Here is a 13384-nt window from a genome sequence, read left to right as displayed (position 1 = left end):
TCCCCAGTTCACAGCGCAAGCCTAAGCGAACTCCATGATGACGGCATCGACCGCAAGGCTGTCGCCGGGCTTGGCGTTCAACTTGGCGACGGTCAGGTCACGCTCGGCTCGCAGCACGTTTTCCATCTTCATCGCCTCGACCACGGCCAGCGTCTCGCCTGCCTTGACCTCCTGCCCTTCGGCGACGGAGATGGAAACGACAAGGCCCGGCATCGGACACAGGAGCAGCTTCGACGTGTCGGGCGGCAGCTTCACCGGCATCAGCCGTTCCAGCTCAGCCGTGCGCGGCAGCATCGTCAAAGCATTGACCGACATGCCTTTCCAAGCAATGCGCAGGCCGTTCGGCAGCGGCCGAAGCTGGGCTGCGATCGAGCGGCCGCCGACCGTGCCGCGCCACACCGCCTCGCCGGGCCGCCATTCGGATGTCACGGTGAAAGGCTTGCCGCCCTCGACCGACAGGTCGATCTCCATGGGAATCGAAACCATGCCGTCGCGGATGGAGACGGCGAGATAGTCGCCGTCGATCTTGACCACCCATTCCGTCTTCAGCGCACCCGAATGCGGCGCCAGCCGCCCAGTCAGCCGGTCGAGCCTGTCGCGGCGCAGGATCTCGACGGCCGTGGCGATGGCAGCCAGCACCGCCTTGTCGTCGGCGCTCGGCTCGATCGGCGCGAAACCGTCGGGATATTCCTCGGCGATGAAGCCTGTGGAAAGCCGCCCCTCACGCCAGCGCGGATGCTGCATCAGGGCCGACAGGAACGGGATGTTGTGCTCGATGCCGTCAACGACGAACTCGTCCAGCGCTTCCGACATGGCGTCGATCGCCTCCGCACGGGTCGGCGCCCAGGTGCACAGCTTGGCGATCATCGGATCGTAGAACATCGAGATTTCCGAGCCCTCGGTGACGCCGGTGTCGTTGCGCACGATCACGTCGCCGAACTTTCCTTCTTCCGGCGGCCGGTAGCGCGTCAGCCGGCCGATGGAAGGCAGGAAATTGCGGTACGGGTCTTCGGCATAGAGACGGCTTTCCACCGCCCAGCCGTTCAGCGTCACGTCCTTTTGCACTATGGCAAGCTTCTCGCCCGCCGCCACGCGGATCATCTGTTCGACCAGATCGACCCCGGTGATCAACTCCGTCACCGGGTGTTCAACCTGCAAACGCGTATTCATTTCAAGGAAGTAGAAGTTCTTGTTCTTGTCGACAATGAACTCGACCGTGCCGGCGCTCTGATAGTCCACCGCCCTGGCCAGTGCCACCGCCTGCTCGCCCATGGCGGCCCGCGTCTTCTCGTCGAGGAACGGCGACGGCGCCTCTTCCACGACCTTCTGGTTACGACGCTGGATCGAGCATTCGCGCTCGCCGAGATAGATGGCGTTGCCGTGGCTGTCGGCCAGAACCTGGATCTCGATGTGGCGCGGCTCGACCACGAATTTCTCGATGAAGACGCGGTCGTCGCCGAAGGAGCTTTTCGCTTCCGAGCGGGCGCGGTCGAAGCCGTCGCGCACTTCCGCCCTGTCCCAGGCGATGCGCATGCCCTTGCCGCCGCCGCCGGCAGACGCCTTGATCATCACCGGATAGCCGATCTCGTCGGCGATCTTTTCGGCATGGTCGGCGTTCTCGATGACGCCGAGATAGCCCGGCACGGTGGAGACCTTGGCAGCGTTGGCGAACTTCTTCGATTCGATCTTGTCGCCCATTGCCTCGATGGCCTTCACCTTCGGGCCGATGAAGACGATGCCCTCTTTCTCCAGCGCCGCGCAGAAGGAAGCCCGCTCGGAGAGGAAGCCGTAGCCGGGATGCACGGCCTCGGCGCCAGTGTCCTTGCAGGCCTGGATGATCCTGTCGGCGACCAGATAGCTTTCCGCCGCAGCCGGCGGGCCGATATGGACCGCCTCGTCTGCCATCTCGACATGCACGGCGTCTCGATCGGCGTCGGAGTAGACCGCGACCGTGGCAATGCCCATCTTCTTCGCCGTCCTGATGACACGGCAGGCGATCTCGCCACGGTTGGCGATCAGGATCTTCTTGAACATGCGCGCATCGTCCTCCGGCTGGGGTTTTTCTTTATGACGTTCCGCAGGTGTGCTCAAGCCGACGAACGGTCTAGACGGCTGTGCATGGTTTCGCCCGCCATTGGGCCCCTTGCGCCCTTTCCCCGCGGGCAGCCGGCTGATAGCGTGCCGCTGACGAATCCTTGCAGGAGAATGCCATGAAAACCCGCGCCGCCGTGGCTGTTGGAGCTGGAAAGCCGCTCGAGATCATGGAGGTCGACCTCGACGGGCCGCGCGAGGGCGAGGTGCTGGTCGAGATCAAGGCGACCGGCATCTGCCACACGGACGAGTTCACGCTGTCGGGTGCCGATCCGGAAGGCATCTTCCCGGCCATCCTCGGCCATGAGGGCGCCGGCGTGGTGGTCGACGTCGGCAAGGGCGTGACGTCGGTCAAGAAGGGCGACCATGTCATTCCGCTCTATACGCCGGAATGCCGCCAGTGCCCGTCCTGCCTGTCGCGCAAGACCAATCTGTGCACCGCCATCCGAGCCACGCAGGGGCAAGGCCTGATGCCGGACGGCACCAGCCGCTTCTCCATCGGCAAGGACAAGATCTTCCACTACATGGGTTGTTCGACCTTCTCCAACTTCACCGTGCTGCCGGAGATCGCGGTGGCCAAGGTCGATCCCGCCGCCCCTTTCGACAAGATCTGTTACATCGGCTGCGGCGTGACGACCGGCATCGGCGCGGTCATCAACACGGCGAAGGTCGAGGAAGGGGCGACAGCTGCGGTGTTCGGCCTCGGCGGCATCGGCCTCAACGTCATCCAGGGCCTTAAGCTCGCCGGCGCCGACATGATCATCGGCGTCGATCTCAACGACGACAAGAAGGCATGGGGCGAGCGCTTCGGCATGACGCATTTCGTCAACCCGAAGAAGGTCGACAACGTCGTCACCGAGATCGTCAACATGACCAAGCGCGGCGCCGACCAGATCGGCGGTGCCGACTACACCTTCGACTGCACCGGCAACGTCACCGTCATGCGCCAGGCGCTGGAATGCTCGCATCGCGGCTGGGGCCAGTCGATCGTCATCGGCGTGGCAGGAGCCGGCCAGGAGATTTCGACGCGGCCGTTCCAGCTTGTCACCGGCCGCAGTTGGAGAGGCACCGCCTTCGGCGGCGCGCGCGGCCGCACCGATGTGCCGAAGATCGTCGACTGGTACATGGACGGCAAGATCCAGATCGACCCGATGATCACCCACACGCTGAAGCTTGAGGACATCAACAAGGGCTTCGACCTGATGCACGAGGGCAAATCGATCCGCAGCGTCGTGGTCTACTGATTTCAGAAAGGGAGAAAAGCCGCCGACCGCACAGGCCAGCGACTTCGCGTTGAACGGCCAACAGGGAGGACTGAGAATGGCTGAGAAACTGCATCCGAGTATCGACAAGGGCCTGCCGAAGAAGAGCGCGCGCTTCAAGGGCGGCACGCTGGTCTGCCAGTGCGTCAACAATCCGGTGGAAGTCGAGATCACCGGGCAGGTCCTGCACAACCACGCCTGCGGCTGCACCAAGTGCTGGAAGCCGGACGGCGCGCTGTTCTCAGTGGTCGCCGTCGTGCCGACCGACAATGTCAAGGTCACCGCCAACAAGTCGAAGCTCAAGGTGGTGGACAAGAAGGCGCTCATCCAGCGCCATGCCTGCCGCGCCTGCGGCGTCCATATGTACGGGCCGGTGGAGCGCGAGCATCCCTTCCAGGGCCTGTCCTTCATCCATCCCGAGCGCTTCCAGGAAAGCGGCTGGGCGCCGCCCGGATTCGCCGCCTTCGTGTCCTCCATCATCGAGGCCGGCGTGCAGCCTGCGAAGATGAAGGGCATCCGCAACCGCCTGGCGAAGGCGGGTCTGGCGCCCTACGACTGCCTGTCGCCGGGCCTGATGGACTATATCGCCGAATGGACAGCCAAGAAGTCGGGCGCGCTGCCGGCTTGAGCGGACCGCAGATCCTCGTCGACGCCGACGCCTGTCCCGTGAAGGACGAAGTGGTGAGGGTGGCGGAGCGGCATGGCCTGCCCGTCACCTTCGTTTCCAACGGCGGGGTGCGGCCTTCGCGCGACCCGATGATCCGCAATGTCGTGGTGCCGAAGGAAAAGGCCGACGCGGCGGACGACTGGATCGTGGAAAACGCCAAGGCCAACGACATCGTGGTGACGGCCGACATCCCGCTGGCGGCACGCGCCGTGGCGCTGGGCGCACATGTGCTCGGCCCGACCGGACGGCCGTTCACGCCGGAGACGATCGGCATGGCGGTGGCGATGCGCGACCTTAAACAGCATCTGCGCGAGACCGGCGAAAGCAAGGGCTACAACGCCGGCTTCACGCGCGAGGACCGTTCGCGCTTCCTCGGCGAACTGGACCGCATCCTGCGGCGGGCGCTCAGAGTGGCGGGTTGACGGCATGTCCGGTTCCGAAAGCACCTTCCTCGCACGCCACCTTCAGTTCGTGGTGGCTGCGGTTTGCGGTGTCGCCGCTGCGGCGGTGGCGGGTTTCTTCAGCCTGCGCCTCGCCTTTCCTGCCGGTGCCGATGTCGCCTTCGCCGTCTATTGCGCGCTGGTGCTGCGCGAAATGCCGAGACTGACAGCGGACTACCTGAGCAAAAGAGCGCGCGCCGCCGACCTGCCGGTATTGCTGATCTTCGCCCTCACCGCAGGCGTCGTTGCCGCCGCCCTTTTGTCGCTGTTCCAGATCATCAACAGCAAAGGCAGCTTTCATCCACTGGAACTCGCCCTCGCGCTGCTTTCCATTCCGCTCGGCTGGTTCACCATCCATGCCATGACGGCCCTGCATTACGCGCATGTCTACTGGATCGACGACAACGAAACCGACAGCTCTTCGAAGAAGAAAAAGCCTGTCGGCGGGCTCATCTTTGCCGGCAAGGAACGGCCGGAAGGCTGGGATTTTCTTTATTTTTCGACCACCGTCGGCATGACCTCGCAGACCTCCGACACGGAGGTTTCGACCACGCAGATGCGCCGTATCGTGCTTCTGCACTCCGTCGTATCCTTCTTCTTCAACACGGTGATCGTCGCGGCCGCCGTCAATCTCGCCGTCAGCCTCGGCAGCTGAGCGGCCGCAACAACAATTCGTGAAGAGGCGAAACATCGGCTTCGGCCGCCTCGTATTGGGGTAGATGAAAAACATGCGCCGCATGGGAGCGGCAGAAGGGCTCGCGACATGGATGCCGCCGTCCACGATCGATCGCCGCAGGTGGAGCAGGCTCCATCGAAGGGACCCCTGGTCTATCGCCAGTCCCGCTGGACGCGGCTGACGCATTGGGTATGGGCGTTCGCGCTGTTCTTCATGCTCCTGTCCGGCCTGCAGATCTTCAACGCCCGGCCGCAGCTCTATATCGGCCAGGAATCCGGCTTCGGCTACGACAATACCGTTTTCCAGATCGGTGCGATGAACACCGAAAACGGTCCGCGCGGCTTCACGCGGATTTTCGGCCACACCTTCGACACCACCGGCGTGCTCGGCTGGTCCGGTCCACCGGGACAGGAGCGCGCCCGCGCCTTTCCTTCCTGGGCGACCATCCCGTCCTACTACGATCTCGGCACGGCGCGGGTGATCCACTTCTTTTTCGCCTGGGTGTTGAGCGCGACCCTGCTGGTCTGGCTGGTCGCCGGCCTGCTCAACGGGCATATCGCGCGGGACCTACGGCCGCGCATACGAGATTTCAGGCGCCTGCCCGGCGATATCGCCGCCCATCTGCGGCTGAAATTCCATCATGCGCGCGAGTACAACACGCTGCAAAAGCTGGCCTACGGCGGCGTCCTCTTCATCCTGCTGCCGCTGATGATCGTGACGGGGCTCGCCATGTCTCCATCAATGGACGCGTTCCTGCCGTGGCTGAACGAGGTTCTGGGCGGACGACAGACGGCGCGCACCATCCATTTCAGCATCATGGTGCTTCTGGTGCTGTTCTTCATCGTCCACATGCTGATGATCCTCGCCGCCGGGCCGATCAACGAACTGCGCTCGATCGTCACCGGCTGGTATCGCACCGACCCGCCCGGAACAGACCGTAGTGACGACGGCGAAAGGAGCGCGTGACATGGCGAAATTCCAGCTCAACCGCCGCAAGTTCCTCACCGCCGCGAGCCTCGGCACCTCCGGCCTGCTGCTCAGCGGCTGCGACGCTTTCGACGGCCATCTCGGCATGGGCGACGGGTTGCGCTCCTTCCTCGAAGGGGCGAATGACCTCACCCACCGCGCCCAGCGGCTGCTGACGCGCGACGCGCTGGCGCCAGAGTTTTCCGAGGCCGACATTCGCCAGCCGATGCGGCCGAACGGCGTTTCCGCGCCCGACGACGCCACCTACAAAGCCCTGCTCTCCAACAATTTCGCCGACTGGCGGCTGGAGGTTACGGGCCTGGTGGAAAAGCCACTGTCGCTCAGCCTCGACCAGCTTCACGCGATGCCGTCGCGCACGCAGATCACCCGCCACGACTGCGTCGAAGGCTGGAGCTGCATCGCCAAATGGACCGGCACGCCGTTGTCGCTGGTGCTGGATCAGGCGGTGGTGAAACCGCAGGCGCGCTACGTCGTGTTCCACTGCCTCGACACCATCGACCACAACCAGTCGGGCGACGTCAAATATTACGGCTCCATCGACCTGGTCGACGCCCGCCATCCGCAGACCATCCTCGCCTACGGGCTGAACGGCAAGCCGCTGCCGGTGGAAAACGGCGCGCCCCTGCGCGCCCGGGTCGAACGCCAGCTCGGCTACAAGATGCCGAAATACCTGTCGAAGATCGAGCTGGTGTCTTCCTTCGCCGCCATGGGCGGAGGCCGCGGCGGCTATTGGGAAGATTACGGCTACGACTGGTACGGCGGTATCTGACCTGTTGCTTTCAGCACAATTAGTTTCGTTTGTTTTCAATAGTTTATGAACAAATCGGCAATCACGCCTTGCGATTGCCGGCTGCATGGTCATGCTTTGTGGGTCGGTCACGAGGGCCGGCATTTTCCCTCAACCAACAAACAAGGAGGTGTTTCGGGTGTCCGACACCACGACTATTTTTGAACAGGAACAGGATTTCGACACGTTCGGCGGCAGGCTTTCGCGGGCACGCGCGGCCACCGGCCTTTCCGCCAAGGATGTCGCCTGGCGGTTGGGGGTGAAATCCTCGACGATCAACGCATGGGAATGCGACCGCTCCCAGCCCAGCGCGCTGCGCATGGACAAATTATCGGGCATCCTGAGCGTCAGCCTTTCCTGGCTGCTGCACGGCGTGGGAACGGCGCCCGCTGATCCCGAAGAAGAATCGGCCATGAAGCTGGTCGGCGAGCAACTGGCCAAGCTGAAACAGTTGCATGCGGAAACCGGCCTGCTCATCGGCCGCATCGAAGGCCGGCTCGACAGGCTCGCCCAATCTCCGGCCGAATAAGCCGCCTGTCGGCCCGGAATTTTCCCGTGTCGCCGAGAGGTGACAATGTGTCGCCCATGGGCTATGGATGACTCGTCCGGGGCCTTTTGGGCTCCTACCGTTTGCGGGAGAGAGCAGCGAAAGCTGCCGCCGAAGGGGAAATCGCCCGAAATCTCTCAGGCAAAAGAACCGTAGACGGGAAAGACGCTCTGGAAAGTCGGGGGTTCCGCCCCGCGCCGAAGGTGTAAGGCTCCCCGACAGAGTTCCGGGGCGCCGAGTCTCTCAGGCTTCAGACAGAGGGGCACGAACGAGCCGCGCAAGCGGTCGATGCGTGCTGTTCTGATCTGGAGGCCTCATGGCGGGCGATGAACACTTAAAGACCCTTCCTCTCGAAGATGTGCACAAGGCCGCCGGCGCCAGGTTCGGAGGCTTCGCCGGCTGGTCGATGCCGCTGACCTATCCGGCCGGCGTCATGAAGGAGCACCAGCATTGCCGCGAGCATGTCGGCCTGTTCGACATCTCGCACATGAAGCTGTTCCTGGTGACGGGACCGGGAGCCGCCGCGCTGATCGACCGTGCCTGCCCGATCGATGCCGGCGCGCTCGAACAGTCGCAATCGAAGCTGACTTTCTTCCTCAACGACCAAGCGGGCATCCGCGACGACCTGATCGTCACGCGGCTGGGCGATGAGCGCTTCATGGTCGTGGCCAATGCCGGCAATGCCGCGGCCGACGAAGCGCATCTCAAGAGCCTCGCCAAGGATTTCGATGCCGAAGTGGAACCGCTCGACCGGGTTTTCCTGGCAGTACAGGGGCCTGAAGCGGCAGAGGTGCTGCGCGCCGCCGGCCTCGACGTCGATGCGCTGACCTTCATGCACGGCGTCGAGCCGCGCGCGAACTGGTTCATGAGCCGGTCTGGCTATACCGGCGAGGACGGTTTCGAGATCGGCCTGCCGGAAAAGGACGCGCGCGAGCTTCTGGCAAAACTCACCGGCGACGAGCGCGTCCAGTGGATTGGCCTTGCCGCGCGCGACAGCCTGCGGCTGGAAGCTGGCCTCTGCCTGCACGGACAGGACCTTTCGCCGGAGACCGATCCGGCCAGTGCTGCGCTGATGTGGGCGATCCCGAAGGAGCTTCGCGCGTCCGGCACTTTCGTCGGCGCGGACGCGCTGCGCGCCATCCTCGAAAAAGGCCCGGCGACAAAGCGTGTCGGCCTCAAGCCGGAAGGCCGCCAGCCGGTGCGCGCCGGCACGAAACTCACCGACGCCGACGGCAACCCCGCCGGCGAGGTGACCTCCGGCGGCTTCGGTCCCTCGGTCGGCTACCCGGTCGCCATGGGCTATGTCTCGACCCCGCTGGCCAAGGCCGGCACCAAACTGTTCGCCGACGTGCGCGGGACGAAGGTTCCCGTCGACGTCGCCGCCCTGCCCTTTTCACCCCATCGCTACCACAAAGGATGATTCCGATGGCCAAGACCTATTTCACCACCGATCACGAATGGCTGAGCGTGGAGGGCGGCGTCGCCACCGTCGGCATTACCGACTACGCGCAGGAGCAGCTCGGCGACCTCGTCTTCGTCGAGCTGCCGGAAGTCGGCAAGACGCTCGCCAAGGGCGACACCGCAGTGGTTGTCGAGTCCGTCAAGGCGGCCTCGGACGTCTACGCGCCGGTCGACGGCGAGATCACCGCGGCCAACGAGGCGCTGTCGGCCGACCCGGCGCTGGTCAATTCCGCGCCAACCGGCGACGGTTGGCTCTGGAAGATGAAGCTGGCCGACGAAAGCCAGCTCGCCGGGCTTCTGGACGAGGCCGGCTATCAGGCCCATATCGGCTGACAGGTGGATGATATGACCACGGCACCTTACGCTTTCTCGGATCGCCATATCGGCCCCGGCGACGACGACATCCGCGCCATGCTCGCCCGAATCGGCGTCCCCTCGGTGGAGACGCTGATCGATCAGGCGGTTCCGAAGTCGATCCGGCTCGACCGGCCGCTCGGCCTGCCGGCGCCTGCCAGCGAGGCCGAGGCGCTCGCCGAGCTTTCGGCGACGATGGCGAAGAACACGGTGATGAAGAGCTTCATCGGCGCCGGCTACCATGGCGTCGTGGTGCCTCCGGTCATCCTGCGCAACATGTTCGAGAACCCGGCCTGGTACACGGCCTACACGCCCTACCAGGCCGAGATCAGCCAGGGCCGGCTGGAGATGCTGTTCAATTTCCAGACGCTGGTGACCGAACTGACCGGCCTGCCGGTGGCGTCGGCCTCGCTGCTGGACGAGGCGACGGCCGCCGCCGAAGCGGTCGGCATCGCCGTGCGCCATCATCGCGACAAGCGCCACAAGATAGCACTTGCCGGCGCGCCGCTGCCGCAGACGCTCGACGTGCTCAACACGCGCGCCGAACCGCTCGGCATCGAGATCGACGGCGACACCATCGACGACAACACCGCCGCGCTGATCGTTTCGTGGCCGGACGCCAACGGCGTCTATGGCGACCACAAGGCGGCGATCGAGAAGGCGAAGGCAACTGGAGCCGTCGTCGTCTTCATTTCCGATCCGCTCTCCCTCGCCGTCACCGCCACCCCGGCCAGCCTCGGCGCCGACATCGCGGTCGGCTCCATGCAGCGCTTCGGCGTGCCGATGGGCTTCGGCGGCCCGCACGCCGCCTATTGCGCCGTGTCCGACAAGCTGACCCGCCTGATGCCCGGCCGCCTCGTCGGCCAGTCGGTCGACACCAAGGGTCGACCCGGCTTCCGGCTCGCACTCCAGACGCGCGAGCAGCATATCCGCCGCGACAAGGCGACCTCCAACATCTGCACCGCGCAGGCGCTACTCGCCAATATGGCGACGGCCTACGCCATCTGGCACGGCCCGGCCGGTCTGCAAGGCATCGCCTCGCGCATCCACGCACTGGCCGCCGGGCTGGCCGAGGGCCTGACGGCTGCCGGCGTCAAGGTGCTCGGTACCAGCCGCTTCGATACCGTGACAGTCGAGGTAAAGGGAAAGGCGCAAGCCATCGCAACCGAGGCTGAAAAGGGCGGCCGGCTGCTGCGCGTCATCGATGCCGACCATGTCAGCGTCGCCTTCGACGAGACCTCGACCGCCGAAGACCTCGCGGCCATCGCTGCCCTGTTCGGCGCCAAGGCGAAGCCGGCGACGGCGACCAGCCTGCCGAGCAAACCGCGTGGCAAGGAATTCCTGACCCAGCCGGTATTCCACGAGAACCGCTCGGAAACCGACATGATGCGCTTCCTGCGCCGGCTGGCCGACAAGGACCTGGCGCTCGACCGCGCCATGATCCCGCTCGGCTCCTGCACCATGAAGCTCAACGCCGCAGCCGAGATGATTCCGGTCTCCTGGCCAAGCGTCGCCAACCTGCATCCGTTCGCGCCCAAGGCGCATTCGGCCGGCTTCCGCGCCATGATCGATGAACTCGAAGGGTGGCTTGCCGAAATCACCGGCTTCGATGCGGTGACCTTGCAGCCGAACGCCGGCAGCCAGGGCGAATATGCCGGCCTGCTCGCCATACGCGGCTACCACAAGGCGCGCGGCGAAGGGCATCGCAATATCTGCCTCATCCCCTCCTCCGCGCACGGCACCAATCCGGCCAGTGCCGCGATGGCCGGCATGAGCGTGGTGGTGGTGCGCTGCACCGACGACGGCAACATCGACATCGACGACCTCAAGGCGAAGGCCGCCGAGCACGGCGCCAACCTCGCCGCGCTGATGTTCACCTATCCGTCCACGCACGGCGTGTTCGAGGAAGGCGCGAAGGACATCTGCGCCATCGTGCATTCGCACGGCGGCCAGGTCTATTTCGACGGCGCCAACCTCAACGCACTGGTCGGCCTCGCCCGGCCGGGCGATATCGGCGCCGACGTCTGCCACATGAACCTGCACAAGACCTTCTGCATCCCGCATGGCGGCGGCGGGCCGGGCGTCGGCCCGATCGGCGTCAAGGCGCATCTGGCGCCGCACCTGCCGGGCCACGTCGCAGAAGGGTCGGAGCATGCGGTGTCGGCTGCCCCCTTCGGCAGCGCCTCGATCCTGCCGATCACCTGGATGTATATCCGCATGATGGGGCCGGACGGGCTGAAGAAGGCAACCGAGATCGCCATCCTGTCGGCCAACTATCTGGTGGCCAGGCTGGGCAACCACTATTCGGTGCTCTACCGCGGCCGCGGCGGGCGCGTGGCGCATGAGTGCATCCTCGACACGCGCGTGCTCAAGGACCGCTCAGGCATCACCGTGGACGACATCGCCAAGCGCCTGATCGACTACGGCTTCCATGCGCCGACCATGTCGTTCCCGGTCGCTGGCACGCTGATGGTGGAGCCGACCGAATCCGAGCCGAAGGCCGAGGTGGATCGGCTGTGCGAAGCGCTGATCGCCATCGCCGACGAGGCGGCCAAGGTGGAAAAGGGCGAATGGCCGGCGGACGACAACCCGCTGGTCAACGCCCCGCACACGGCTTCCGAAGCGCTGGCCGGCGAATGGACGCATCCCTATTCGCGCATGGAAGCGGCCTATCCTGCCGGCAATGCCGACACGCTGGTCAAATACTGGCCGCCGGTGTCGCGCATCGACAACGTCGCCGGCGACCGCAACCTCGTCTGCTCCTGCCCGCCGTTGTCGGAATATTCCGACGCAGCGGAGTGATTTCCACATCAGGCCGACGGCGACGCCGGCCTGATACTTTTGCGGGATCGTTGCAACCGGCTCAGCCGACGAGGCGCCAGTTCTTGTATTCGATGCGGTTGCGGCCGTTGCGCTTGGCCGCATAGAGCGCGGCGTCGGCCTTGTGCAGCACTTCCTCCAGCCTCGCCCCTTCGGCGTGGCCGAAGCCGATGCCGGCGCTGACCGTGCAGGACAGCGGTCCGAGATCGGTCGTCATCGCAGAGGCCGCGAAGTCCTCGCAGATAAGGCGCACCAGCGCCTGCGCCTGTTCTTCCGTGATGCGCGGCATGACCAGCGCGAACTCCTCGCCGCCGAGCCTGACCAGATCGTCGTTCGCCCTCACATGGCGCCGCGCGGCCTCGGCAAAGCTGAACAGCACCCGGTCGCCCGTGGCATGGCCATGGTTGTCGTTGATGCGCTTGAAGTGATCGAGGTCGAACATGGCGATCGCCATATAGGCGCCAAAGGACCGCTCGCCGTGGCGGGAGAAAAGCGCCCTGCGGTTCATCGCGCCCGTCAGCGGATCGCGCAGCGACGCGGCGCGGTGGCGCGCGGCGTTGCGTGCCTGGTTGAGCGCCAGCGAGAGCGCACCGATGCCGGTCATGCTGGCCACCGCGACCATTATGCTCAGGTCCTCGGCCCAGTTCTGCGGCGCATGGCCGATGGTCCACTGACCATTCAGCACAAGCATCAGCCCGCACAATCCGAACGAAACGGCGCAGGCCATGTACATCGCCGCGAGCGCGACCATGGGGATCGGTGCATCGGACCGATGCCTGAAATAAATCCACGCGGTCAGGCCCAGCACGGTAAGCGCACCGAAATTCTCCACCATCATGGCCGCGCCGTCATAACCGGTGAACAGCAAGGGAACTTCGAGAACGAAGACGGTGAGGCCGGCCAACAGCGACGGGCGCAACGGCGACAGCCCCGCGCAGAACTGCCGGGCGGCTCCGTAGAGCAAGGCAAGGCCGGCGGCCAGGAAGGCCATGAAGCCCGCCAGCAGCGGAAGCGACGGGGCCTGCACGTAATTCCAGTAGACGAGCACATGGCCGACCAGCAGCAGGACGCCGAAGGCCCAGGTCAGCAGGAAGCTGTCCCGGCGTGTCGAGGTCCAGACTCCGAGCAGGGTCGCGCTCAGGCAAACGCCCGAGAAGCCGACGGCCAGCAGCATCGATGTGAAATCCGGCAGTTTCGACCTCCCCCGCGCTGATCAGCGTCAGCCCTACAGGAGAATGCTTTGCAGACGATTACCGCACTTCGTTCAAATTTGCATTTTCCCGCAGGATATT

General features: G+C 65.0%; 12 protein-coding genes and 1 riboswitch. Of the genes, 10 read left to right on the top strand and 2 right to left on the bottom strand.

Annotated features, from left to right (window positions below):
- Window positions 1-21: 21 nt before the first annotated feature.
- Window positions 22-2034, bottom strand: coding sequence for an acetyl/propionyl/methylcrotonyl-CoA carboxylase subunit alpha (locus tag FGU64_RS02295; protein ID WP_139950712.1), 2013 nt, complete (start codon window positions 2032-2034; stop codon window positions 22-24).
- Between the two features lie 176 nt (window positions 2035-2210).
- Between FGU64_RS02295 and FGU64_RS02290 the strand changes: the two genes are divergently transcribed.
- The 10 genes from FGU64_RS02290 to gcvP all read left to right on the top strand — a co-directional run bounded on the left by FGU64_RS02290 (window position 2211) and on the right by gcvP (window position 12074).
- Entirely contained in the window at window positions 2211-3335 is a 1125-nt protein-coding gene (locus FGU64_RS02290; RefSeq protein WP_139950711.1) for an S-(hydroxymethyl)glutathione dehydrogenase/class III alcohol dehydrogenase, read from the top strand.
- Between the two features lie 76 nt (window positions 3336-3411).
- Entirely contained in the window at window positions 3412-3981 is a 570-nt protein-coding gene (gene gfa, locus FGU64_RS02285; protein ID WP_139950710.1) for an S-(hydroxymethyl)glutathione synthase, read from the top strand.
- Window positions 3978-4442, top strand: coding sequence for a YaiI/YqxD family protein (locus FGU64_RS02280; protein ID WP_139955241.1), 465 nt, complete (start codon window positions 3978-3980; stop codon window positions 4440-4442). The genes gfa and FGU64_RS02280 overlap by 4 nt, the downstream gene beginning before the upstream one ends.
- A gap of 4 nt (window positions 4443-4446) precedes the next feature.
- Window positions 4447-5115 (top strand): DUF1345 domain-containing protein, encoded by a 669-nt coding sequence (locus FGU64_RS02275; RefSeq protein ID WP_139950709.1) that lies wholly within the window; start codon window positions 4447-4449, stop codon window positions 5113-5115.
- A 108-nt stretch (window positions 5116-5223) separates the two neighbouring features.
- Window positions 5224-6102 (top strand): cytochrome b/b6 domain-containing protein, encoded by an 879-nt coding sequence (locus FGU64_RS02270; protein WP_139950708.1) that lies wholly within the window; start codon window positions 5224-5226, stop codon window positions 6100-6102.
- 1 nt (window position 6103) lies between these two features.
- Complete coding sequence (locus tag FGU64_RS02265; RefSeq protein ID WP_139950707.1) at window positions 6104-6892, top strand: molybdopterin-binding protein; 789 nt, start codon at window positions 6104-6106, stop codon at window positions 6890-6892.
- A gap of 85 nt (window positions 6893-6977) precedes the next feature.
- Window positions 6978-7439 (top strand): helix-turn-helix transcriptional regulator, encoded by a 462-nt coding sequence (locus tag FGU64_RS02260; RefSeq protein WP_246671221.1) that lies wholly within the window; start codon window positions 6978-6980, stop codon window positions 7437-7439.
- 94 nt (window positions 7440-7533) lie between these two features.
- A riboswitch (glycine riboswitch) is annotated at window positions 7534-7620 on the top strand.
- Between the two features lie 153 nt (window positions 7621-7773).
- Window positions 7774-8877 carry a glycine cleavage system aminomethyltransferase GcvT gene (gcvT, locus tag FGU64_RS02255; protein ID WP_139950706.1) on the top strand — a complete coding sequence of 368 codons (1104 nt, stop codon included), beginning with the start codon at window positions 7774-7776 and terminating at the stop codon, window positions 8875-8877.
- Window positions 8878-8882: 5 nt separating this feature from the next.
- A complete protein-coding gene (gene gcvH / locus FGU64_RS02250; RefSeq protein WP_139950705.1) occupies window positions 8883-9251 on the top strand; it encodes a glycine cleavage system protein GcvH in 369 nt (122 codons plus the stop codon).
- Window positions 9252-9263: 12 nt separating this feature from the next.
- Window positions 9264-12074 carry an aminomethyl-transferring glycine dehydrogenase gene (gene gcvP / locus FGU64_RS02245; RefSeq protein WP_139950704.1) on the top strand — a complete coding sequence of 937 codons (2811 nt, stop codon included), beginning with the start codon at window positions 9264-9266 and terminating at the stop codon, window positions 12072-12074.
- A gap of 61 nt (window positions 12075-12135) precedes the next feature.
- Here gcvP and FGU64_RS02240 read toward each other — a convergent pair whose 3' ends face one another.
- The gene (locus FGU64_RS02240) at window positions 12136-13266 is read right to left on the bottom strand and encodes a GGDEF domain-containing protein (protein WP_139950703.1); all 1131 of its coding nucleotides are present in this window, start codon (window positions 13264-13266) and stop codon (window positions 12136-12138) included.
- Window positions 13267-13384 lie beyond the last annotated feature (118 nt).

The organism is Mesorhizobium sp. 8, from assembly GCF_006351905.1.
Taxonomy (GTDB): domain Bacteria; phylum Pseudomonadota; class Alphaproteobacteria; order Rhizobiales; family Rhizobiaceae; genus Mesorhizobium; species Mesorhizobium composti.
Note: the sequence above shows the minus strand (reverse complement) of the source record. Positions and strands in the feature narration are given on the sequence as shown.